The organism is Alteromonas naphthalenivorans (assembly GCF_000213655.1).
GTDB lineage: Bacteria > Pseudomonadota > Gammaproteobacteria > Enterobacterales > Alteromonadaceae > Alteromonas > Alteromonas naphthalenivorans.
Window position 1 is genome coordinate 2,442,122 of the sequence record NC_015554.1, and the last position, 21,962, is coordinate 2,464,083.

At 40.6% G+C, this 21,962-nt stretch carries 27 protein-coding genes and 1 tRNA gene; 21 read left to right on the forward strand and 7 right to left on the reverse strand.

Annotated features, from left to right (window positions below):
• Positions 1-12: 12 nt before the first annotated feature.
• The gene (locus AMBT_RS10645; RefSeq protein WP_013784631.1) at positions 13-774 is read left to right on the forward strand and encodes a hypothetical protein; all 762 of its coding nucleotides are present in this window, start codon (positions 13-15) and stop codon (positions 772-774) included.
• Positions 775-781: 7 nt separating this feature from the next.
• A complete protein-coding gene (locus AMBT_RS10650; RefSeq protein ID WP_148259102.1) occupies positions 782-1,519 on the forward strand; it encodes a hypothetical protein in 738 nt (245 codons plus the stop codon).
• A gap of 646 nt (positions 1,520-2,165) precedes the next feature.
• Here the strand turns inward: AMBT_RS10650 and AMBT_RS10655 are convergent.
• Positions 2,166-2,768 carry a hypothetical protein gene (locus tag AMBT_RS10655; RefSeq protein ID WP_013784633.1) on the reverse strand — a complete coding sequence of 201 codons (603 nt, stop codon included), beginning with the start codon at positions 2,766-2,768 and terminating at the stop codon, positions 2,166-2,168.
• A 74-nt stretch (positions 2,769-2,842) separates the two neighbouring features.
• Positions 2,843-3,673: a hypothetical protein gene (locus AMBT_RS10660; RefSeq protein ID WP_126873870.1), complete on the reverse strand. Its 831-nt coding sequence runs from the start codon at positions 3,671-3,673 to the stop codon at positions 2,843-2,845.
• Between the two features lie 323 nt (positions 3,674-3,996).
• On the opposite strand from AMBT_RS10660, the gene AMBT_RS10665 reads away from it, so the two are divergent.
• From AMBT_RS10665 to AMBT_RS10695, 8 genes are all read left to right on the forward strand, one after another.
• Positions 3,997-4,389: a hypothetical protein gene (locus tag AMBT_RS10665; protein ID WP_013784635.1), complete on the forward strand. Its 393-nt coding sequence runs from the start codon at positions 3,997-3,999 to the stop codon at positions 4,387-4,389.
• Positions 4,389-4,511: a hypothetical protein gene (locus tag AMBT_RS22940; protein WP_013784636.1), complete on the forward strand. Its 123-nt coding sequence runs from the start codon at positions 4,389-4,391 to the stop codon at positions 4,509-4,511. Before AMBT_RS10665 ends, AMBT_RS22940 begins: the two co-directional genes overlap by 1 nt.
• 521 nt (positions 4,512-5,032) lie before the next feature.
• The gene (locus AMBT_RS10670; RefSeq protein WP_013784637.1) at positions 5,033-5,854 is read left to right on the forward strand and encodes a hypothetical protein; all 822 of its coding nucleotides are present in this window, start codon (positions 5,033-5,035) and stop codon (positions 5,852-5,854) included.
• 486 nt (positions 5,855-6,340) lie between these two features.
• Positions 6,341-7,711, forward strand: a complete 1,371-nt coding sequence (locus AMBT_RS10675) for a site-specific integrase (RefSeq protein ID WP_013784639.1) — start codon at positions 6,341-6,343, stop codon at positions 7,709-7,711.
• A 3-nt stretch (positions 7,712-7,714) separates the two neighbouring features.
• The gene (locus AMBT_RS10680) at positions 7,715-8,440 is read left to right on the forward strand and encodes a hypothetical protein (RefSeq protein WP_148259103.1); all 726 of its coding nucleotides are present in this window, start codon (positions 7,715-7,717) and stop codon (positions 8,438-8,440) included.
• A 79-nt stretch (positions 8,441-8,519) separates the two neighbouring features.
• Positions 8,520-8,744 carry a helix-turn-helix transcriptional regulator gene (locus AMBT_RS10685; protein WP_013784641.1) on the forward strand — a complete coding sequence of 75 codons (225 nt, stop codon included), beginning with the start codon at positions 8,520-8,522 and terminating at the stop codon, positions 8,742-8,744.
• Between the two features lie 82 nt (positions 8,745-8,826).
• Complete coding sequence (locus AMBT_RS10690) at positions 8,827-9,234, forward strand: hypothetical protein (RefSeq protein ID WP_013784642.1); 408 nt, start codon at positions 8,827-8,829, stop codon at positions 9,232-9,234.
• Positions 9,235-9,323: 89 nt separating this feature from the next.
• Positions 9,324-9,749, forward strand: coding sequence for a hypothetical protein (locus AMBT_RS10695; RefSeq protein ID WP_013784643.1), 426 nt, complete (start codon positions 9,324-9,326; stop codon positions 9,747-9,749).
• 322 nt (positions 9,750-10,071) lie between these two features.
• Here AMBT_RS10695 and AMBT_RS22195 read toward each other — a convergent pair whose 3' ends face one another.
• Positions 10,072-10,236, reverse strand: a complete 165-nt coding sequence (locus AMBT_RS22195; RefSeq protein ID WP_013784644.1) for a hypothetical protein — start codon at positions 10,234-10,236, stop codon at positions 10,072-10,074.
• Between the two features lie 82 nt (positions 10,237-10,318).
• Here AMBT_RS22195 and AMBT_RS10700 point away from each other — a divergent pair, with 82 nt between their 5' ends.
• From AMBT_RS10700 to AMBT_RS10730, 7 genes are all read left to right on the forward strand, one after another.
• Positions 10,319-10,534, forward strand: a complete 216-nt coding sequence (locus tag AMBT_RS10700; protein ID WP_013784645.1) for a hypothetical protein — start codon at positions 10,319-10,321, stop codon at positions 10,532-10,534.
• Between the two features lie 17 nt (positions 10,535-10,551).
• The gene (locus AMBT_RS10705; protein WP_013784646.1) at positions 10,552-10,818 is read left to right on the forward strand and encodes a hypothetical protein; all 267 of its coding nucleotides are present in this window, start codon (positions 10,552-10,554) and stop codon (positions 10,816-10,818) included.
• A complete protein-coding gene (locus AMBT_RS22600; protein ID WP_013784647.1) occupies positions 10,811-11,059 on the forward strand; it encodes a hypothetical protein in 249 nt (82 codons plus the stop codon). The genes AMBT_RS10705 and AMBT_RS22600 overlap by 8 nt, the downstream gene beginning before the upstream one ends.
• Before the next feature lie 143 nt (positions 11,060-11,202).
• Positions 11,203-11,631: a hypothetical protein gene (locus AMBT_RS10715; protein ID WP_232363213.1), complete on the forward strand. Its 429-nt coding sequence runs from the start codon at positions 11,203-11,205 to the stop codon at positions 11,629-11,631.
• Positions 11,624-12,349, forward strand: coding sequence for a head maturation protease, ClpP-related (locus AMBT_RS10720; RefSeq protein ID WP_013784649.1), 726 nt, complete (start codon positions 11,624-11,626; stop codon positions 12,347-12,349). The genes AMBT_RS10715 and AMBT_RS10720 overlap by 8 nt, the downstream gene beginning before the upstream one ends.
• Entirely contained in the window at positions 12,342-12,668 is a 327-nt protein-coding gene (locus AMBT_RS10725; RefSeq protein WP_013784650.1) for a hypothetical protein, read from the forward strand. The genes AMBT_RS10720 and AMBT_RS10725 overlap by 8 nt, the downstream gene beginning before the upstream one ends.
• A gap of 1 nt (position 12,669) precedes the next feature.
• Positions 12,670-13,677 (forward strand): phage major capsid protein, encoded by a 1,008-nt coding sequence (locus tag AMBT_RS10730; protein ID WP_013784651.1) that lies wholly within the window; start codon positions 12,670-12,672, stop codon positions 13,675-13,677.
• Between the two features lie 1,503 nt (positions 13,678-15,180).
• Here the strand turns inward: AMBT_RS10730 and AMBT_RS10735 are convergent.
• The 3 genes from AMBT_RS10735 to AMBT_RS10745 all read right to left on the reverse strand — a co-directional run bounded on the left by AMBT_RS10735 (position 15,181) and on the right by AMBT_RS10745 (position 17,122).
• A complete protein-coding gene (locus AMBT_RS10735) occupies positions 15,181-15,624 on the reverse strand; it encodes a hypothetical protein (RefSeq protein WP_013784652.1) in 444 nt (147 codons plus the stop codon).
• Between the two features lie 195 nt (positions 15,625-15,819).
• A tRNA-Val gene (locus AMBT_RS10740) sits at positions 15,820-15,896 on the reverse strand.
• Between the two features lie 143 nt (positions 15,897-16,039).
• A complete protein-coding gene (locus AMBT_RS10745) occupies positions 16,040-17,122 on the reverse strand; it encodes a hypothetical protein (RefSeq protein ID WP_013784653.1) in 1,083 nt (360 codons plus the stop codon).
• A 259-nt stretch (positions 17,123-17,381) separates the two neighbouring features.
• Between AMBT_RS10745 and hmgA the strand changes: the two genes are divergently transcribed.
• Both hmgA and hppD read left to right on the forward strand, forming a co-directional pair.
• Positions 17,382-18,683 carry a homogentisate 1,2-dioxygenase gene (gene hmgA / locus AMBT_RS10750; RefSeq protein WP_193352901.1) on the forward strand — a complete coding sequence of 434 codons (1,302 nt, stop codon included), beginning with the start codon at positions 17,382-17,384 and terminating at the stop codon, positions 18,681-18,683.
• Between the two features lie 331 nt (positions 18,684-19,014).
• On the forward strand, positions 19,015-20,088 hold the full coding sequence (hppD, locus tag AMBT_RS10755; RefSeq protein ID WP_013784655.1) for a 4-hydroxyphenylpyruvate dioxygenase: 1,074 nt from the start codon (positions 19,015-19,017) through the stop codon (positions 20,086-20,088).
• Positions 20,089-20,248: 160 nt separating this feature from the next.
• On the opposite strand, the gene AMBT_RS10760 is transcribed toward hppD, so the two are convergent.
• Complete coding sequence (locus AMBT_RS10760) at positions 20,249-20,614, reverse strand: VOC family protein (RefSeq protein ID WP_013784656.1); 366 nt, start codon at positions 20,612-20,614, stop codon at positions 20,249-20,251.
• 427 nt (positions 20,615-21,041) lie between these two features.
• Here AMBT_RS10760 and AMBT_RS10765 point away from each other — a divergent pair, with 427 nt between their 5' ends.
• Positions 21,042-21,431, forward strand: a complete 390-nt coding sequence (locus AMBT_RS10765) for an ACT domain-containing protein (RefSeq protein WP_041452552.1) — start codon at positions 21,042-21,044, stop codon at positions 21,429-21,431.
• On the forward strand, positions 21,431-21,934 hold the full coding sequence (locus tag AMBT_RS10770) for a PTS sugar transporter subunit IIA (protein ID WP_013784658.1): 504 nt from the start codon (positions 21,431-21,433) through the stop codon (positions 21,932-21,934). Before AMBT_RS10765 ends, AMBT_RS10770 begins: the two co-directional genes overlap by 1 nt.
• Positions 21,935-21,962: the final 28 nt, after the last annotated feature.

The following is a 21,962-nucleotide window of genomic DNA, read 5'->3' on the forward strand; positions in this document are numbered from 1 at the left end:
AAGGATTTTTCAATGCATTCATCAATAGCTAAGGCACAAGTCAAAGGCACGTTCAGAGTAGCAAATGATGTTCTCGACAAATACAACGCTGAAGCCGAAAAAAGAGTTGGCCAAAATAAACCCTTTTCCAGAAAAAGTATGACCGCTTACGTACAGAATATCTTTGATATGTATGGTGACCTATTGCTATTTCATAGAATAGATAAGCAAAACAGTAGCTGGCACTTCGACTCACTGAATCTTGCAATTAACCCTGACCACGCTGACTTTGGCGAGCTAGGAATATTGCACTGCATAATTTGCGAAAGAGTAATCACACGAAACATAAGAGTTAGAAGGCAGCCTTACCACCACTACTCATCAAAGTGCTATGTACATGAACACTTTTTACAACGGGTGCATCAACGTGCTTCGCCCCTACAAACACAAAACATTAAAAACATGTTGATGAGCATGGTTCTGTGGCTTGACAAGCATCACCGAACGTCCGATAGACAGACAGCCAAACTCTTTTTCGTTAGCGGAAAGCATGTTGTGGTCGCTACATATCATGCAAAGCTTGATGTTTATGTGTTTAACACCGTTCTCTCTAAAGAAATGTTTTCTTTTAAACAAGAGCAGGATTTCCAGCAAGCTTATGTGTTACTCAATCAAAGCGAAAATGATTTCGTGTGCATCAACGAAGCGGGGGAATTAATAGATGCCTTCAAAGCCAGAAACGAGTTATCTCTAGATGAAATATTGTCAAATACCAATTTCTTTAACCTAGACTAAGGACAGAATGATGTTACCCGAACACGGAAAAATAGAATGTAGAGTCTGTAACCAAGGTATAAAGGAAAAAGTATTTGAACCCGCATTGCACTGGCGCATGGTTAACAACCCTGGTGCTTGGGGTTCATCTAACCCGGAATATCTTGTTCTGGGCTTTTCTAAAGGATTTACGCAAGCAAACCTATTTGAACAGGAGCGGTTCGAGGATGTTGCTTTTGCGAAAATGAGAAACCGGTTAACGAAAGCACTGCACGTAGTTGATGTATTAGAGCATGACTGTTGTGTCGACAGCAAAATTGAAGATCCTCATTCGAATATTGCGTTTGGCTCGTTGATTCGCTGTAGCGTATCCAAAGCTGAAATCAAAAACGGATTGAATTGTGGCTATTCGTGCATTGGCCCTGTAATCAACAGAGCTTTTCAAGAAATACCACAGATCATCGAAAATTGTACTGATAGGTATTTGCGAGACCTACCCAAAAGTATTAGAGCAGTAATATTACTCGGTAACAGCGACGCGTACTTAAAATCAATCCGAACCGTATTAAAGCGGCTATTCAGCGATACGTTCAAGCAGATTAATGACGTCAGTATACAAGCTGATGGTTTTTTATGGGTTCACGTCTCTCATCCTTCAGGACTGAACGGACACTTTAACAAGTGGTTGACCAGTGAAAATAACAGTGGTATCAAGCGTAAACAAGCTATAGAAGGACTTAGTTATATAAGTAACAAAAAGGATTAACTAAACTACTCACTGGTGCTGCTGTAAAGTGCCAATAGCTGGCTTGCATTTTTTCTTGTTTGAGCGGCTGCTGTGAGCGTAAACCGGACCTTGGAGCTATTCATTTTTCACCCTAGTGAGCAGCAGATTTACATGAAAATTATCGACACACTGTAATTCCAATTCATAGCAAGGCCAACCAACGCTCCAGCAGTAAGATAAATCTCTTTCTCATTCTAGCATTTAGCCAATCCACTTCAAAAATGCCCTCAGGGCTGTTTTTGAAAGGCTTTGCAAGATACAGCTCATGGCGTTGATTTTTCTTATTCACTGACATAACAAGAGTGATAATGGTGAACCACTATAGCGGTTTATGTGAGAAGGTAACGGAAGAAATAAAAGAAAATCTATCTGACACTTTCCATAGTGCAATGACAATGTAATAAGTAGCCCTGCGCAGCCACACCAACGTGGCTGCTTAAGAACTCACTCTTAGGCCGAAGCCATTTCATTCCATCTGTCAATGCAATTTGTTTTCCCTACCCTCTGTACAAGACGTTTTAGCACAACGAATTAAAAACCCATTGGTGAGCCCTTTGACTTTGCTAGGCATTAGAGGCTTTGAACCGCATTTACAATTTTCTATTGAATGAATATTCATGTGTACCTATTCCGAAATTATTCCCAAAACAGCGGGAACTACTATTGAAATTATAACGATTAAAGGAAAAGACAATATGGAAAATATGGCTAAGCCTGATTGATTCATTTTTCTGTTCTCAGGCACTTTGCTCTCGGAGACTTGTTTAGACTCTGATCTAACTGCTATGTTATGCGCAAAGTTTAAAATCGTAAAAAGCATAAATATCAATGCTACTAGGAATATAATCCCCCCTATAAAGTAACCGCACCAACCCCTATTCTCTAAAACATAAACAGAGCTTGATATTAGTAGGCCGTTAATAGTCAGATTACTGATATAATTCATTAACGTTTCGAAGTTAAGTCCTGTTGGCTCGCCAGATTCGATGAACGCGATGACTCTATCAGAGCGATCTTCATTGAAATGCTTTCGGGAAAACGCTTCTAATTTTTTACCAAAAATATGTGGTAGCCACAAAAGTACAACTGGGATCACAAACAATAAATTTTCCGTTTTACTTTGACCAAAATACTGAAGGAAATAAAGAAAAACAGCAACGACAGCTGTTATTATTAGAAGAAATTTTATTTCCAATAGTTGAAACAGTGGTTGTTTATCATTTTCCATCAGTTAGCCCCTTTTTTATCAATCGTTAAAATTGTAATAATGCTCAGCTGGTCGCGTGGCAGGTTAACTGCCTATTACACGCTAGGGTAGAATCGCAACCATTTTATCCATAAAAAAAATTTTGGCTTTAATAGCTTATTCAACAAATCGTTTAGGCGTCTTACTCTTATATAATGCTTGGCTATTTCATCTAACAAAGACTCAGCCCCTCGGATCCAACGCATTCGTTGCTCTTGATCATTACTGTTAATCCAGTCAAAGATAGGAGAAGAATAAAGCATACGCGTTGTTTCCTGCACCTCAACTTCGGAGTTAAGGTACTCCGAAATGACTTTGGTATGCTCACGCTTTAATTTCCAGAGAGGATTATCATGGCTAGTGTTAGTTGAGGGCATCGAAGTATAAGTTATGACTGGAAAGTAAGCGACATCATTGCTGACCTCGTTGAGAGCCCGTTTTAAAAGATCGTCTATAAGAACGATTTCATGGGGTATTTCGTTTTTATAACCACCATCTTTTAGGGTTTTTAACCATGGCTTGTTCATATGACAATCGGGATATTTTAAAGCCAATTCATCTTGTGTTAATACATGGTGATAACGCTGCATGACGCTATCAATGTCAGCTTTAAAAAATTCAAGATAACTAAGCTTTACGCTTCGCAAGTTATGCACGTAGCGTATGAAAGGGATTAACATTGTACTGAAAATGAGGGCGGCAATCGTGACAAGCATACGCATTATTACAAGTGCGTCGTCTGGATCTACATTAAAGAGAGTACCGGGTTTATTAACAATGTTAACTGGGGTTGTGCTTACTGACTTTTTGGGCGGTATGGGTAGATTTTCTACTGACTGAGTGGGTTTGTTCGTGGCAACAGAGTTATTGTTAGGCGCTGTTGCCACGACATCTTGCTTAGGCTCGGCAATGGGTTCGCTCTGGGTTTGAGCAAGAGCGTTTGTCGAACTAAAAACAAGCGATAGTATTAGTAAACTTTTGGACCACTTTCTGTTGTTGCACGCATCTGAAATCTCCTTAAAGTTGCATTTTACAATACGTAGTATACAAAAAACTACTCTTTTCCTCAAATATGTCAAACGAAAGTCCTTTCTCTTGGATTTATACACACCACGAATGCATTTGGATTTATAACGTAAAATGCCATCTATAACCACCGTTATCAAACACATAACTAATATAGATAGAAAAAAAAGTACCCCTCTGAAATGTGCTGCGTTATAGAATACCTAACACAAAACCAGCCAAAACACCTACCGCTATTGCATTTTCCATCTGCCTAGTTTCATTAGTGGGTTGTGCAAAACCCGAAACGCAAACAGCTTCACCCTCGCCAGTCAAAGAATCACAAAAAGCCAACTTTTTAAAAACAGGGTTAAGTGAGCGCATTCGCATTGAAAGCCAAAAAGTTGATTATTGGTCTTTAGAACAACGACTGGCGAACTACAAAGCGCCTAGCGTGTCGGTAGCTTTCATGCGAAATTGGCAACTGGCTTGGACCATGGAAAGCGGCGTTAAAGACGTAACTACCGAGCGGGTTGTTGATGAAAAACAGTATTCCAAGCAGGCAGTATTTCAAAACCCGCATTTGCGACAGTACTGATGAAATACCGCCAAGATAACCCGATTAATTTAGATACCGACGTAAATAACTTGCTTACCAGCTGGCAATTGCCCGAACACGAATGGACGGGGCAAGAAGCGGTGTCGTTACGCCGACTATGAAGCCATACCGGGGTACCACAGTGCATGCCTTCCTTGGTTACGCAGCGGGTGAACAGCACCCACGTTGCGCGCATTGATTGAACTCAAGGTCTTTAGCGGCCCATTACCTCTTGTAAAATGCTAGCCCACCTCTCACTCATAGCGGCCGGTACATTAATAGTAAGATTATGAAAAATAGAAGCACTTCTCCTAATCAGCAGTAGAGCAATTGCTATCTTTTAAAGTGACAGTCTCGCCGCTTTCACTGAGCGTCCATTAATTACGTTAACTCAGATACTCTAATACCTTTGTTCATTATTCTGCATTTATCTGCGAGATTCTGCACAGTTGCCCACTACAACCGTTTTATATCCATTTGTTCGTTTATCCCGGACCGACCATCATTGACGCGCGCAGAAAGCAATTAATTCCTCAATTTTTACACTTAAGCTCAAGCTTTATGTTTGCATTGCCACATTTTTTTTAAAATTTACGTAAAACTTAACACACTGTTATGGAATTTAACTGAAAGGAGTAATTCCATGACATCTTATGAATCTAATAGTAAGCAAGTTGAAGTACAAGGCCAACTCTACGATAGCTTGTCCGCAGCAGCCAGAGCCTTCGGATTAAATAGCGACAAAGTGCTTGAACGCGTTCGCTGCGGATGGAACATTTATGAAGCACTTGAAATTGTTGAGCGAAAACTGCCAACGATGAACTATCAAAACCGTATCGAACAATTTGCTGCTCAAGAGGGAATAAAAGCGAGTAGCGTGGGAAAACGTCTATCTTTGAGGCGAAGACGTATTAGAGAGTGGCTTAACCTGCCGGGTCTCTCCCCTACCCGTCATAGCAATGCTTTAATTGTCACAGATTCAGAAGGGCGCACATTTACCAGCTTAAAAGAAGCTTCTGCCGAAAAAGGCATGCATCGCTCAACATTAAAAAGCGGGAGCTTAAAGCTTGTAAAAGTGAAGAAATATGCTTTTGAATCGGAAATGGCTATTTCCGCCGAATCCATTTTACTTTTGTGCGCTCATCCAAACTTGGGGTTAAAAGATAACTTATTTTATTCAAATGGCCACTTCATACTTTTAGATAATCAAGTGCGCCTTCATCTGTTTTTCAGAAATACTGGGGATAATGAATATATTGCATTTGCATCGATTGATGGCGTGACGTTATTCAGTGTTAAGTGCTCGGCAAATGGATACGGCATATCTACAAGCAGCACATTATTTCGCGATACCGCTCTCCTAAAACCTCACGAAAAATCGGCATTGCATTATTTAATTCGTGGTTGTGTGAAGCAGAATAGTGAAATGTTCTTAAGTGACTTTGTTAAATACAAAATGCCATAAGAGAAAAACGCCATGGTTTTTAACGGCAAATAACAAAGGAGTGAAATCTAGATTTGGTCACGAGTGGTCACGAATTGTGACCACTCGTGACCATTCTGACAGTATTTATCTGTTTTTAAAGGAAAAAACGAAAATAAACACAAATCCTGAAAAAACTGCGTAAAACCGATTAGTTCAATACTGTCAATGAGTTAGGAATCTTAAATATTTTTAAAATGACGCTAGAAAAAATTCTTAGGGGAAAAATAGATGGTGCGACTACCCTGATTCGAACAGGGGACCTCTACCATGTCAAGGTAAAAACCAAAGTTAATGCAAGACCACGCCAAACCACAACAAATCGCAATAATAACCCTATAATTCAGAACTTTACACCAAAAATTAGCGTGAACAATAGACCATCAATGTGTTCTGGAGGGGGTTGATTGTGGTTTTAGAGTGATACATAATGGCCCCACTTTGGCCCCATTCATCAGGTATAGCCTCATGGCGAATAGTTCTGACACCTCAATTACTAAAACAGAAGCAAGCAAGTTTTTAAAAACTTCTACCCCTGGCAAACAGCTTTCATGCCAAAAGATAAAGGGTTTTTATTTACTTAAGACACAGAAAAATGCTACCTGGCAATTTAGGTATACTGACTTTGCTGGTAAAAGAAGAAAGATAAATCTTGGAAAGTTTATAGATGGGTCCAAAGATAGAATTGACGCTGTCGACGAAGTAATTGAACTGAAGTCGAAGTTAAATCGTGGGGATGATCCGTCTGAAGAAATTAAAAATAAAAAGAAGCAATTCATTTTAAGCAATCAAGACAAAGGCTCTATAACGGGTAAAGACTATTTAAATGGTGCTTACTCACTTCACCAAAGCCGAAAAAAAAACAGCGGCAAACATACTATCCAGATGATAGAGAGAGCTTTCTCGGAGCTACTCGACAAACCGTTGGAGGAAATTACTAAAAATCAAATTCACGAATGGCAAGCCAAGTACGCTTTAGGGAGTAAGAATAAAACGACCGGTGAACTGACCCCCCGCTCTTACCAAACTATAAGCAGGGTGTATGGAGCTTTCAAAACAATGATTCGGCACGCTTACACTAACGGCGCCATTAGTAAGTTTCCGCTCGCAGAAGTTTCGTTATTAGATATGTCAGACGCAGAGAAAATAAAGTTACACGACAAAGAGCATTTAAGCCGAAGAATGCTTAACACTAAAGAAATAGCATCTTTGAATCGAGGCCTAGCGCTTTACAAAGAAGAATTAATACAAGGTCGAGAAAATAGCCGAAGACATGGCAAACCCCACCTAATGTCGCTTGCACGTTTAAGTTTCCCAAACTGGTTTTTTCCGTTTTTTAGACTTGCAGCATATACAGGTATGCGCCCTGGCGATTTATATAATTTACATTGGCACCAGATAAACTTGGATTTCAAAAGGCTGGTAAAGATACCAAACAAAACAAGACACCATAAGAACCCCGCGAAAATTGATCTCCCTTTAAATGATTATATAGTCAATGTAATGCGACTATGGAAAGTACAGTTAGGAGATCCCCAAGAAAACAGCTTAGTTTTCCCCTCCCCTAAAACGGGAAATGAACTTTCGAAAGACGCCCATAAGAAGCATTGGAGAAACGTTCTAAAGCACGCTGAATTTGCGGAACAGTTGGACTTTTACTCACTGCGACACCATTACATAAGCAAACTGGTTGCTTCGGGCACTCCCCTTTTCTCTGTCGCACGATTAGCTGGGCATAAGTCGGTAAAAATGATTGAGGAGCATTACGGCCACTTATCGCCGCATCATGCTGCTGAAGCGCTGGCAAAAATATCAGATGATTTTGGCATGGGGGTATAAGCGGTGAACCATAAATTAAGAGAGATGTTAAAAAATGGGATTGTTCACCCAAAGGTCGATGAGTTCCTGACATTTGCTATTTCTGATGCGCTTATCTTGTTTCACAACCATTCAGAAACGAGCTCGTTCACTGAATTGAGTTCAGAATTGGAGGCTCTAAATAATCAACTTTCTAAGACAGCCACAGTTTTAAATAATTTATCTCATGGCGCTTTTAATTGGGGTACACCAGACTTGTACTCAAGAATATGTAGCCTTTACTCGGAGAGTTTAGGTGACAGGTTTGGGGATAAGGACACAAGAAAAGCGTGCGATGATTTTTTTATTCATTTACAAGTCCACGGCCCGAAGCTTCTTAGTTTTGTTTTAGATAGCTGTAAAACTGTTATTGAAAGCAATATAAAAAACGGAGATATAGCAAGCCTTAAAGGCGTAAATATTGAAACCAAGAGGACACGTCAACTAATAGCTAGAATTGCAGGCATTTATAACATTCTGGGTGGAAAGGATTCATACTCAGAGACTTCTAATTTTGTTTCGATAATCGCGGTATTATTCACTGATTTAGGTATTGATAAGGACCCTAGCGCCACTATCAAAAGAGCAAAAGAACAGGACTACTATGAAAGAATAAAAAACTACATATCAGGCCACCCGTCTTATGATTTGTATAAATACTATTTCAATAATCACCCTGACTTTAAGAACAAACTTTCTGAAAATAAATAAAATTTGCCCCTCTTATAAGTTCGCTCACTAGTTAAGAATTTCTCCTGTCATCACAATATAACCACAAAGGGGTAGCACAATGACAGTGACAAACCACAATGAACAGATTAAACCAATCTTAAAAAGCAAAGAGTTTGCAAACTTGATTGGTATCCACGAAGACAACCTCCGCAAATCTAGAAGCACCGGCTATCTGCTAGGCCGTAAAGCACCAGCACACGTGAAATTAGGCAGAATGATTAGGTACAAGCGCGAAGACATTATTGCTTGGATAGATGAAGCACGTGTTGAGGTGGCCGCATGATAGACACGTTCCCAATGCTAGAACCTGAAGCTTTAATGCTCGATCACCCCCATTCGAAAATTTGCCCTGTGAGGAAGCAGTTATGAACAAGCAAAAAAAAGCTGCCCCGACAGGCAGCGAATTTACACCGTTAACCAAGACTAATATCGCGGAAAACAAGAGACCTTACAAGGTTGAATTAGCACTTAACTCAATTCTTCACAACGGGCCACGAGGAATCACGCAACCCGAAGCATTTTCTAGTTATCGAGAGTCTTGCCTGCATACAACAATAAGTTCCTTGAGACATGATAAAAATATCGACTTTATATCACTGCCAGACCTCGAAACAGTCGCTCACTTTCACCAAAAACCCTTTAACAGATATTGGCTAGCAACGGACAGCGACAGAGTGAAGGCACTACGACTTTTAAATTTTTACCGTTCTAATCGGGGACTTGAAAAAGTTAAATACGAAGCCTGGCATAGTACATCAGATAAAGCAGCGTAACCGTTCTGATTACCCTTAATCGGGTAATTATTTACCCGTATTAAGGTAAGTAATTACCCCTAATTGGGTAGTGCTACCAAGGGGGAGATATGGCAGATAAAAAAATCAGGCGGAATAAAGGGCGGTTCGCTGGTGTGCCCGTACACGTCATGGATAGTAGCGATTATTTATCACTGAGTTTTAGCTCTAGGGCCTTACTGCTTGAATTTGCAAAGCAATATACCGGTAAAAATAATGGGAAGCTTTGTGCAACGTATTCACAGTTAAAACCTAGAGGCTGGCGTTCAGAAGACACGCTACGGAAATGCCTAAAGGAATTATTAGCCGCAAAACTTATCGTGTTGACCAAGCGTGGAATGTATGGAAGCGGAAAGCGAGAGCCTAATTATTATGGTTTAACCTGGCAGCCTATAGATAAAGTAGAAGGTTTCGAAATGGATCTACTACCAACTACTACACCTCTGAGAAAATTTAGCATTGAAGCGAGAAGCTTAAATTTAGATAAAGCAGCCTAGCAGAAATGACACACCAGTTTTTAGGGGGTGAAATGCGTTTACAACACCAGTTTTTAGGGGATGAAGCAATATACAACACCAATTTTTAGGGGGTGAGAGAAGCAACAATAGCTTTTTATTAAGGGTTTTGCTGTAAGTGTACACTAACCACCATCCCCTAAAAATCGAAGTCCTTTATATATAGCCATACATACGATTTTTTGGATGGTTTCTTAGAGTGAAAATATAAAGAAAAAGTAGGGAAATATGGGGGAAATACCGCGAGGCGAAAAAAACTAGTCGAATACAACTGGTTTCAAGTTGAATACGACTAGTTTGAAACTTAGTTATTTAGTTTCTGCTGACAGGCATCTTTAACCCACTCGGAAAAGGCTTCACCAGTTTTAGATCTATCAGCTTCGATTTTGATTAATAGTTCATCTTCGAACCTAATTTGCTTTCTTGTCGAACCGGATCGCTCAAAACTTTTTTTATCTTTTTCTTGCATTGGTACGTACCACCTGTTAATTTTGTTTGGTACGTACCAATATACATCAGTAATTCAAAATGAACAAACGGAGTAATTCTCTATGGCTACATCTTCAACGTCTATGAGCGGCGAAAAAGTAAAACCTGATAGTTATATCTTTTTTTCAGTAATCGAAAATAAGGCCCCTTACAAGATTGTTGAAACAGATATTGAAACGGTTGAAAGGGCGAGAGCAATTCTCGCTAAGTGTTCTCAAAGCGATCGCACTTCTAAATGTTTTGCGATACGAAAAGAAACCATTTTAACTAACCTTTAGGAACGGAGTAATTCACCATGACCACTTCAATGATAGATAAAGCGATTGAGCTTGATGATAGAAAATCAATAGCGATGGAAAAAGCAGTATCAGTTTTACGATTGGTCCAAGAGGCCTTGAACGATGGTACAAATATGAAAGCCGAAATCATTACTACTGCGATTGCGACCGCGACAGACCTAATTGACGAAGCAAAAACAGCTGATGCAGCGTTTTTGTCGGAACAAATTGAATCAGGGCTGCATATACGCTTTTCTCAAGAAGAGGCACCGAAACATGTCTAGTACTAATAATGAAAGCCCGGGCACTATCATCAACAACCAACCTGACCAGCTATTAACGTCTGTAAGTGAAGTTACAGCTATAACTAACCAGTCTTTTAAATCTATTCATGAGCTGGCCCATACGATACAGGGATACATATTGGATAACGTTCATGAGTTGGAACCACAACACGACAGTGTTTTACATGCCTTGTTAGAACAAGTAAAAGTTGAATGTACGGAAGGTGCCACTAGATTGTAAATTCGTTTTGACCATGTATTTCTCCATAGAATGAAAAACCGACTTATTAGTCGGTTTTTTTATAAGTGTCACAATGCAGCCTATAACGCTAAAAATCCCTTCAACTTAAAATAGTGAATATATTAATTGCATTCACTAGCCCAATGAAACTAACAGAAACCAAATTTACTAAAGCTGAAGTTTTGTATCACGCAAATGTAACTAGCTCCCAATTTAACAATTGGGTTCTACGCCGCTACATACCGCGGCTCGAACTTGGCTTTAAATTAGAAAGCTTAACCAGGGCAAAGTACTCAGTTCTTATTATTGCTTATTGCCGGTTGCTTAACTATCACACTGGCCCACGCAAAAGTGCTTACGTTGCACTGTTGAAGCAAGCATTCATCAAAATTGCAAAGACTGACGAATTTAACCCAGATTTTGTTTTCGCAATAGATGGTTGGGGTAAAGCAAAAGACTGTGGCCTATTTGAAAACTCACAGATTGCGAGGCAATTGTTTTCACGACAATGCGCAATAGTGCCAGCCGGCAAAACAATCACCACCCTAAGAGAAACACTCGACCATGACTAACCCGATAGAAATACAAGCGTTTAGCAGCAACAACCAAATTCACATCGATGATGATATAGGCCGTGATGGTATTACAGCAAAACAAATTAAAGAGGAATTGAGCAACCATCGAGGATCAATTGAGATTCATATTAACTCGGCGGGGGGAGCTGTTACCGAAGGAATAGCAATCTACAACATGTTGAAAGCTTATTCTGGGAAAAAGACGGTGTTTATTGACTCTCTGGCCGCTTCAATGGCCTCAGTAATTGCCATGGCTGGCGATACCATACTGATGCCTTCAAATGGTTTGATGATGATTCACAACCCTTGGGGTGTTTCAACAGGCCAAGCAATCGAACATCGCAAAACTGCCGACCTACTAGATGTGATGAAAGCTTCAATGTTAGCGGCCTATATATCAAAGACAGGGTTAGAAGAAAGTGAAGTTTCTCAACTGATGGATCAGGAAACCTGGATGAATGGCGAAGATTGCTTTGAGAAAGGGTTTATTGATGGCCTTACCGATTCAGTTAGCCAAGATGCAGTTAATGCCAAATTTGAACGAGTGTGCGTTGCCAAACAAGCCGAGATCAAACAAAGCCAACACTCTTTTGCTGCTGACGTTCGTCAAAGCGCAGCTAAGATTTGCGAACACAGAAAGATGACACAACCCGCCAATTTATTTAACTCACAACACACTACGCCTAAACACTATAGCGAGATAAAAAATGTCTAATATCGAAACACTGTATTCAAAGTCATTTAAAAATGGCAATGACGAATTCACCTTTAAAGCGAAGGGTAAAAAGTTACACCTTTTTATCGAGCAAAGAGAGAATATCGATCACATAAGTATTTCACTTAAAGGGAAAAAGCATCATATCTATATAATGAGTACTTTCTCCTCTTCTGTTAATACACTTGAGATTGACACCTTTAAAGACGAAACCTATAAGATTGAAATGAAATCGGGTACTCAAATGGTTACTGATGTAAACGGCAGTAAAGTAATTGCCCCAAGCGTTGCCGTATTATCTGGCATTTGGGAGGAATAAAATGACTAGCGCAGTTTCTTTACAAGCCACAGCTCATAAGTTTTTAGCTGAAAAATATAAAGGCATCAGTACTGAATCGTTCACATCGTTAGTGAATGACGGTCTACAGCGCTCAGGTGTTGAAATTGATGTTAAAAATAAACGTCAGAATATTCAAGCGTATTTAAACTTAGTTAATTTCGAGACAATATTTGTCGATACATTAAATAACTTATTAATTGATAAGTGGTCTGCTACCAGCGAAACGTGGCGAATTTGGGTAAACAACTACAGTCTTACCGACTTCAAACCAACGGCGGTAACCGCTGTTGGCGTTATTCCAAAGCCTGAATTGATTCCAATTCATGGTACATACAAAAGAACAGACCTTTATGGAGAAGTTGCTTTTGCCAAATTGGATACCTATGGCAACCTAATCAACATAGAGCGCCAGACTGTTTTTAGTGACGATATTTCCGCTATAAATTCAATATTATCCGGTATTGCATCAGCCTACGATCGGCAAATTGGCGATAAGATTTACAGCTTGCTTACTGAGAATCCAATAGCGTTTGATGAAACCCCAATTTTTGACAGCGCCCACAAAAACCAAGTGGCTACATCCAACGACTTTATGACAGATCTGGGTAGTGCGTTAGCATTGATGTACGGGCAAACAATAGATATTAATGCTGCAGAGAAAGAGGAAGTACGGATACAACCTAAATACGTGATAGTGCCCCCAGAGAAGGCTTTATCTGCAGCAAAAGTGGTTGGTGAATATAACAAAGCCGTTACGGAGCAGCAGTTATTGGTGGTTATCGTAGAAAGTCGATTAACAGGGTTTGATGGTTGGTTCCTAGCTTGCGATAACCCTTTTGCTAGTATTTCTCTATTCACTTTGAGAGGGGCGCTGGTTCCTCAAATATTTACAAGTGCGGTATTTAATTTGGATGGTTTACAGGTAAAGCACCGATTAGATTACGATGTTCGCGCCACTGACTATAGAGGGCTTGTCAGAGTTAACTAAGTTACAGGCTCACCGTATATATTAAGTATTGTATTATTGTGGCGGTTTAAAGCATCCTCGGTTGGGTGGCCACAAACTACGTTGTTTACTTAATTTATCTGCGTGAGCCTCTTTTTTACCCTGAAACATTATATCCCTACCAGAGAACAGAAAGCCCCGTCCTTATCCCGTCCACAAGAAAACTCGCATTCACCTCAATTTTATTTAAATACAACAGCTTAACTTGGTTTTGGCGTTTTCTAATAAGGAACACGCGAAATATTCATGACAGGAAAAATGTGAAACTTTAAAGCAAGACCATAAGTGGCTATTTGATAGTTCAAACCTTGCAAGGGGCTTGGCATGGGAAAACTGCAAGTAGACGAAAACAATAATTTATTCAGTAAGTTGGCGTAGTTTTGGCGTTTTCTAATAGGGAAAACGCGAAATATTCATGACGGGTAAAACGTGAAGCATTAACCCAGTATCACGACTGGCTGTTTAATGGATTTGAGAACGCCAGCCGAGCGCCAGCGCATAAAGCGCAAAATCACGAATTAACCAATAATTACAGCAATGTAGCGTAAATGTCGGGTGTTCCAATGTGGAATACACAAATAAGCAAAACGCACATTGCAAGGGTTCGGAAAATCAAGGCCGACCTGTCCTGATTTTGGGGCCGTTCTGTCCTGTTTTCGGGATTATTGGAGCACCAGAGATCACACCCCAAACCGCACCCCAAGTGACCAATCAAGTGACCAATCATTCAAATACTCATTTGGGGTTAAACTGATCAGTAGCGTAAAGTTAACTATTCGGTTGATATAAACTAACCGATTAGTTAACTATCCCATATTGAAACGGAGGTCACTAAAAATTATTTTAGCGCTCAGTTTGGGAAAAGCGGCACCTAAAATAACGCCCACAGCGGCATCCTAAGCGTGAAAATTTTAAAGCCTTACAGCATGGTGATTGGCATGCCTGCAAGACCTTATGTCGGCTCTGACCGCACTAGATAAGCCTTTTTGGGTCCTTCTGAAATATTTCCTACGCAGGTAATTCGCAGCGCGTAAAACAATTTGTGCAAGGGTTCGAGGATCCGACTTTTTGTTTTCTTCTGAGAATAGTGAAATATCTATAGGCTACAGCTGGTCGATATTTGAGGCTTTTAACTATCGCATTGGGAAGTAAAGTGAACGCAATTTTGGCTGCCTGATGTAAAAACCAATAGGTACTGTGTAGACCCCTCAATCTAAGGGGTAATTCTCACCGCTTACTGTCTCTATATATGACTTACTTTGGCTCGTGGTTGTTGTGTTTTCTTACCGCAGAGCCGGTTCCTCTTAGCTATATTGAAATAAAAACACCAACCTAACGCCGGTTCGCTTTAAACCGACTATTACAAAGTTAATAAACACACAAATTCCAGATTGGTTCTCGAATGTGATGCGGGAATCGTTAACAACGAAGTCAAATAGGCCATCAGAAGCTCTAATCAATAAAAAATTTGAGGTCAACATTTGGTTAGCTCGACTTTAAAGATGACAACGGGAGGGCAATACCTAACTCCTTTGCTACTATCGCAGTACCCAAAATAACTGCAGCAATACCAATTGCTGTGCAAATCCGAAAAATCAAAAACCTAACACGTTCTTTGAAATCAAACTTAGACAATCGACTTTCCTGATCAGACAGTTTTTTATAATCCCTACAAACCTTTAAGTATGATGAAACCAATTGAGACCTTGGAAATTTTACCTCATTATCAGTTTCTAACATTGCTGTTAATGCTTCTTCATCGATAGTTTGCCCACGGCGCCCTTTCTGGTTTGCATTCAGCGCTACTTTCTTTATTAGGTCATCAAACTCTTTTTCAAATCGTTCTTGGCTTTTGGGTTTATCACTTAATATTTTTTCTATATCTGTGTAAAAAATTTCCAACTTGGAGCTAAACTTTCCATGTTGCATGCGTGTTCCTTTTTATATTTATCAGTAGTCCAAAACATTACTTTAAGAATGAGTGCGGATCTAGCCTATAGGAAGAAATTAAAGTGGGTATAAAGTGGATAAATTGATAAATATAAAATTTGGCCCTAAATTGGCCCTATTTATTTTTTCTGATAAATTGCGTAAGTAGATACTAACAAGGAAGGCAAGTAAAAATGGTGCGACTACCCTGATTCGAACAGGGGACCTCTACCATGTCAAGGTAGCGCTCTAACCAACTGAGCTATAGTCGCAAATATACTTCGGCAGAACTGCCTGAAGGACGGCGCGTATCATAGCGATGCGCAGTGCGTCCTGCAAGCTTATTTTGTGTTTAAGGTGTGTGTTTGATTGATTTGCCACCATTTATTGAAAAAGTGAGCAATTTCACACCGAATTAAACGTTCTCACGCTGCATAAATGGCAACGGCTTGATTTTATCAACAATACTGCCATCACTCGCTATTTTCATAAAGTACTCCCCTAACCTATCGGTTTCCTGCAATACCGTTTGCCAGTACTTAATACGGGTAGTGGCATCGAGTTGCTCGAAGTCTTTTCGATCTGGAATTTTACCGTATGGCAGGCTTGCAACGAACTTGGCAGATGGCACTAGCATGACCACATTGTCGTAACTATTTTTATGTGCCACGCGGCGTTTTAAGCCCTTGTCGAACCAACCCGGAATGGGCTTAGGGTAAAAGTGTGGATATAACACTAAACCTTTGTCAGGGCCAAATTCTAGGTCAAAATGATAATCAACTATACCGCCATCGCGATACATAGCTTGCGGAGCCCCCGCAATATCTCTTATTCCTTCTAGCACAACGGGAATAGCACCGGAGGCAAGCAGTGCATTGTGGATATTTTCGTTATTTAATTCGTAATGTTCGGTGGGCAATTGGTACGGGTCTTTAATTGAAAATTCTGTATTTGGCGACGAAAAAATACAGCGTGTGTAATACCTACCTAAGTTCTTTCGCGTGACCGCGTTAGCGGCAGCACTCATCGCAAGGCCCGATAACTGCGAAAACTTATGCTCGCGCCGGGTAGCCCCTAAACATTTGGCCACAAAGATGTGTGCTTTGAATCGCTCGTTGGCCAACACCTCTTTTTTTCCTTCGCTATCCACCATTTCTTTTACTAACGCTTCCGCCTTGCGGGTTATTTCCGCAGGAGTAGGCTTATCGCTGTAAGTAGTGGTTGAATAAGACGTGGCTAGCCGATTTATGGCTGCAAGCGGGTCGTTTTGTACTGCACAAATAGCCCTAAATGCCCCCGCAGAAGACCCTATAACATGTATTTGATGTTCTACATTACTAAACCACTCAGGGAACAGTACTCTGTCTAAACCTGCAAGTGAAAACCATTTTGGACCGCCTGAAGCGCCGAGAAAATAACTAAATATTTCAGGGTGAAAGCCTTGCTGCTTAATGGTATTCATTGCCCCATTGCCGGCATAAATTTCTAGCGGTGCCACGTATTGACTCTACTTATCATGTATGCGCCTAATTTATCAGTAAAAGCCGTAAAATCAATGGGCCGTCCATCACCTTTATGAAACCACAACTATAAGCAGTGCATTTGATGTTGAAGTTTCCACCCGCGTAAACAAATCATCACACATCAATTTTTTATAAGGGCCCTATTCTAGCCACGCAATTGATTTACTTTTTATTAATATTTACGCTACGTAAATAGAAGCGTTTAGCATCAGCAGTATTTGAAAGGTGGGTATTGTGAGTCAACTAACTTATTTGTCGGGTTTTAATAATGAGCATGAAACTGAAGCCTTGCCTAATGCACTACCCAAAGGGCAATTTAGCCCGCAGAAAGTTAATTATAAACTTTACGCTGAGCAAGTCAGCACCAGTGCATTTACCGCGCCTCGGACTAAAAATAGACGCAGTTGGACTTATCGAATTCGGCCTTCTGTTGCTATGGGTGATTTTTCACCTTATAAAAACACACAGCTTCAAACTGGCCCTCAAACGCAATCGCCGTGCCCGCCAAATGTAATGCGTTGGGATCCTCTCCCCCTAATTGATGAGAGTAGCAACATAGACTTTATTGAAGGTTTAGTGACCATAGCCACGAACGGCGACGCTAATCAGCAAATCGGCATCGGCATTCACTGCTATAGTGCGAATTCGTCTATGGGGAATAAGGTATTTTACTCATCCGACGGTGAGATGCTGTTCGTTCCACAACATGGAAACATGGAAGTAAAAACTGAGTTTGGCAAATTACATCTATCTGCAGGTGAAATTATGGTGATCCCTCGTGGGGTTCGCTTTAGCGTTACTCCTATTGATGGCGCAATTCGAGGGTATATTTGTGAAAACTATGGGCAGTCATTTGTTTTATCTGAGCGAGGCCCCGCAGGCGCAAACGGGTTTGCCAATCAAAGAGACTTTTTGTACCCCACTGCATGGTTTGAGGATGTAGACACGCCCCATGTCATCATTAACAAATTTTGTGGCCATTTATACCAAGCCCCGCTTCCACATTCGCCTTTTGATGTCGTGGCGTGGGTAGGTAATTCAGCGCCTTACAAATATGATCTTAAAAATTTTAACGTAATGAATACCGTCAGTTTTGACCACCCCGACCCTTCCATATTTACGGTGCTAACCTCGCCTTCGGAACTTGAAGGCACTGCCAATGTAGATTTTGTCATTTTCCCCCCACGCTGGATGGTGGCTGAGAATACCTTCCGCCCGCCTTATTTTCATAGAAATGTGATGAGTGAATTTATGGGTTTAATTGAGGGGAGTTATGATTCTAAAGAAAAAGGCTTTGCGCCTGGTGGTATGAGTTTACATAATTGCTTTACCCCTCATGGCCCCGAAGCTTCTGTATTTGAAGCTGCCTCGAATACAGAATTAGCCCCACAGAAATACGAAAATACACTGGCGTTTATGTTTGAATCTCGCTTTCCTATTGCCCCAACTGAGTTTGCACTTAGTACTCCACTGCGCCAAACAGACTATATCGATTGTTGGAAAGGAATAACGAAGCATTTCGACGGTAAGATATAAGTACTATATAAAAATCATAATAGTAGGGAAATTCTTTGAATGTATGTATTTATGAACATTCCCTAGTTGACCATAAATAAAAATAAAACATTTAAATTCAGCTGGTTACACCGTTAAAAACCAGATTAAATTGCGTTTTCACACAGCTGAAAACTAAACGTTACACTTAATACGCTACAACGGCTCTCGTCGTGTTTTAACACTCTATTGCCCTTATATTTACCTCACCATTACAATCATCTCTTCTAATTACAATCGCCTTAGCGTGGGTTCAATATCAAAAACTAATTAACTAACGCAAAGGCAGTGACTTCAGTAAGCGAGAAAGAAAATGGCAGACGTATTTGAAAACCCAATTGGGTTAGATGGTTTTGAGTTTTTAGAATTTACCGCGCCTAAAAAGGGTTTATTGGAGCCTATGTTTGAAGCGATGGGTTTCACCCTTGTGGCCAAGCATAAATCAAAAGAGGTGGAGCTGTGGCGCCAAGGCGATATCAATCTTTTAAGTAACTATGAAAAAAATTGCCACGCTTCTTACTATGCCGAAGAACACGGCCCTTCAGCGTGTGGCATGGCCTTTCGCGTTAAAGACTCTCAGCACGCCTATTCTGAAGTGCTAAAGCGCGGCGCTCAACCTATGGACACCCACACGGGCCCAATGGAATTAAAACTGCCGGCTATCAGAGGTATCGGCGGTGCCATGCTTTATTTAATCGATCGCTATCAAGGCGAAAACACCATTTATGATATCGATTTCACATGGATTGAAGGGGTAGACAGACACCCTGAAGGTTGTGGCTTCCACACGCTGGATCACCTTACTCACAATGTGTATCGCGGCCGAATGAATCATTGGGCGAAATTCTACGAATCGTTGTTTAACTTTCGCGAAATTCGCTATTTTGACATTAAGGGTGAATACACGGGTTTACTATCTAAAGCCATGACCGCGCCTGATGGCAAAATTCGAATTCCACTTAATGAAGAAGCCGTGGGCGGTGGCGGTCAAATCGAAGAATTTTTAATGCAATACAACGGTGAAGGTATCCAGCATATTGCCTTTGCTTGTGACGACCTTATAAGCTGCTTAGATAAACTTAAAGCGAAGGGCATGAAGTTTATGACCCCACCTCCTGATACTTATTACGACATGTTAGAAGAGCGCTTACCCGGCCACGGTGAGCCTGTTGGAGAATTTAAACAACGAGGTATTTTGTTAGACGGCACCACGGAAGGCGAGTCTCCTCGTTTGCTACTGCAAATTTTCTCAGAAACCGTTTTTGGCCCAGTGTTTTTCGAGTTTATTCAGCGCAAAGAAGACGATGGATTTGGAGAAGGCAACTTTAAAGCGTTATTTGAATCGATTGAGCGGGATCAGGTAAATCGCGGCGTATTAAATAAATAGTCGCCCTAATCAATGCTTGCTCAAAAATTTTACACATAGTGGTGTTAGTGATGTCAGCCCCCTTAGCCTGAAGCTGACATCACCCTGTGTATTCCTAACCTTTCCTAATCTTTCCCCTCCTTTCCTCAGCGTGTACTTGCCGTGTTCTGGTAGTGCCCTTTTACTCTTCGCCTTGTTCATAAAGTGCACAACACGCCCCTGAAGGGTCTTTTATAATACAAAAGCGAGATTTACCATGATGGCGAATATCTCCTATTTGCTGCCCACCAGCGCTTTTAGAAGCGGCCAATGCTGAGTCTAATTCGGCTACCGTGAAATACGGCACCCACCCGCCAGGAATATTACTATTGCAGCCTCGCTTGTGACATATACCACCAGCAGGGCTACCATCTTCTTTCATCATCACATAATCGTTGTAGCCGCCCATATCGAAGGCTTCTTTTTTCCAGCCCATTACATTCACATAAAAATCAGCTAGGGCATCAGCGTCTTCAGTGGTGATATCCATCCATAAACTATCGCTCATATCATTCCCCTTTTGAGGTTTGGCATTATTAGGTCATCAAGCCAGTCTGTAACCTAGTATGTAAACCCAGTATTTAAATATAGTACTCTTTGATAATTGCACAGCCATTGATAAAAAACCACGTGGCGATCCGGTTTATTACGTTGGATAAAAGACAGCAGTGTCAAGACAAGAAATTGCAAAATAAGCAGAACAATTTTTAAATATGTATAGACAGAGGCTGTGGAAAATGCTTGTGAATAGGTAAATGTTATCCACTGACTATTGTTTGTACAATTTATTTTATTGTTTAATTTCATAAGGTTAAACAAAAGCCCCAAACTACTCAACAAACTTATCCACAGATTAAGTGGATAACACGTAGCACTTAACCACAGATAGTGTTTTAATGTGGATACTTTGATTGAAACCTTTTTTTCGGTTATTCATGCCAAAACAAACACTCTCGGTACTTCCCCAACCATTTACGATCCACAGCCTAGATGGCGACAGTGCAATTCCTGCAAATGTACTTCAAAGCCCGCTTTTTTTCTTGGGCAAAACAGAAGATGAATTGTCTATTGTTATACCATCGAATGTAGATGTAGATTCACTAGATTCTGACGAAGGCTGGCGAGCACTTGAATTGCTCGGCCCGCTGCATTTATCTATGGTAGGTATTATGGCGCAGATTGGCGCGGTACTTGCCGCAGTGAAAGTCTCTATCTTTGTTGTATCGACATTTGAAACCGATTTTTTCCTTGTGAAAGATAATAAACTTGCTGATGCAACAAAGGCATTAAAAAATGCAGGCTATACGGTTCTTGAGGGCAAGTAGTGTTAATAGAAAAGCAACTGACCTCGCCTCCTGAACAGTTTAAAAAAGCCATTCCTATCGCATCACCGGTTTCAGGCCAATGTGTGTTACTGCAACACGTTAATGATGACCTCATCAATGTTGGAGCATGGGGGCCAGGTTTAGCGCTTATCACCGCTTCCAGTAAAGTGGTTTCCCCGTTCAATGCAACAGTAATGAAAATAGATCCCCTAGACTATTCAATTGAAATTAGATCTTCTTTTGGGCTTAAGTGCCGAATCAAATATGGCTTACACACCCAAATGCTGCACGGGGCGCAGTTTTTAACTCAGTTAAAACAGGGCGAACAGATTAAAGCCGGTGCTATGTTATTTAGTGTAAATTCCGCATGGCTAAAACAACAAGGCGTGGAAAATATTTGTATAATGACCTTATTAAATGCCAAAGCACTAATAGGCGTTCTACCAACGCATCAAAAATTTGTTGATGCGGGTAACGACACGCTGTTAACCCTTTATATTTAGGCAAGTTCGAACCCTTTTTGAAAATGTA

Coding starts and splice junctions, on each gene's coding strand:
- AMBT_RS10645 (WP_013784631.1), top strand. CDS start 13: ATGCATTCATCAATAGCTAAGGCACAAGTCAAAGGCACGTTCAGAGTA.
- AMBT_RS10650 (WP_148259102.1), top strand. CDS start 782: ATGATGTTACCCGAACACGGAAAAATAGAATGTAGAGTCTGTAACCAA.
- AMBT_RS10655 (WP_013784633.1), bottom strand. CDS start 2,768: ATGGAAAATGATAAACAACCACTGTTTCAACTATTGGAAATAAAATTT.
- AMBT_RS22940 (WP_013784636.1), top strand. CDS start 4,389: ATGAAATACCGCCAAGATAACCCGATTAATTTAGATACCGACGTAAAT.
- AMBT_RS10670 (WP_013784637.1), top strand. CDS start 5,033: ATGACATCTTATGAATCTAATAGTAAGCAAGTTGAAGTACAAGGCCAA.
- AMBT_RS10675 (WP_013784639.1), top strand. CDS start 6,341: ATGGCGAATAGTTCTGACACCTCAATTACTAAAACAGAAGCAAGCAAG.
- AMBT_RS10685 (WP_013784641.1), top strand. CDS start 8,520: ATGACAGTGACAAACCACAATGAACAGATTAAACCAATCTTAAAAAGC.
- AMBT_RS10690 (WP_013784642.1), top strand. CDS start 8,827: ATGAACAAGCAAAAAAAAGCTGCCCCGACAGGCAGCGAATTTACACCG.
- AMBT_RS10695 (WP_013784643.1), top strand. CDS start 9,324: ATGGCAGATAAAAAAATCAGGCGGAATAAAGGGCGGTTCGCTGGTGTG.
- AMBT_RS22195 (WP_013784644.1), bottom strand. CDS start 10,236: ATGCAAGAAAAAGATAAAAAAAGTTTTGAGCGATCCGGTTCGACAAGA.
- AMBT_RS10700 (WP_013784645.1), top strand. CDS start 10,319: ATGGCTACATCTTCAACGTCTATGAGCGGCGAAAAAGTAAAACCTGAT.
- AMBT_RS10705 (WP_013784646.1), top strand. CDS start 10,552: ATGACCACTTCAATGATAGATAAAGCGATTGAGCTTGATGATAGAAAA.
- AMBT_RS22600 (WP_013784647.1), top strand. CDS start 10,811: ATGTCTAGTACTAATAATGAAAGCCCGGGCACTATCATCAACAACCAA.
- AMBT_RS10715 (WP_232363213.1), top strand. CDS start 11,203: ATGAAACTAACAGAAACCAAATTTACTAAAGCTGAAGTTTTGTATCAC.
- AMBT_RS10720 (WP_013784649.1), top strand. CDS start 11,624: ATGACTAACCCGATAGAAATACAAGCGTTTAGCAGCAACAACCAAATT.
- AMBT_RS10725 (WP_013784650.1), top strand. CDS start 12,342: ATGTCTAATATCGAAACACTGTATTCAAAGTCATTTAAAAATGGCAAT.
- AMBT_RS10730 (WP_013784651.1), top strand. CDS start 12,670: ATGACTAGCGCAGTTTCTTTACAAGCCACAGCTCATAAGTTTTTAGCT.
- AMBT_RS10735 (WP_013784652.1), bottom strand. CDS start 15,624: ATGCAACATGGAAAGTTTAGCTCCAAGTTGGAAATTTTTTACACAGAT.
- hppD (WP_013784655.1), top strand. CDS start 19,015: ATGGCAGACGTATTTGAAAACCCAATTGGGTTAGATGGTTTTGAGTTT.
- AMBT_RS10760 (WP_013784656.1), bottom strand. CDS start 20,614: ATGAGCGATAGTTTATGGATGGATATCACCACTGAAGACGCTGATGCC.
- AMBT_RS10765 (WP_041452552.1), top strand. CDS start 21,042: ATGCCAAAACAAACACTCTCGGTACTTCCCCAACCATTTACGATCCAC.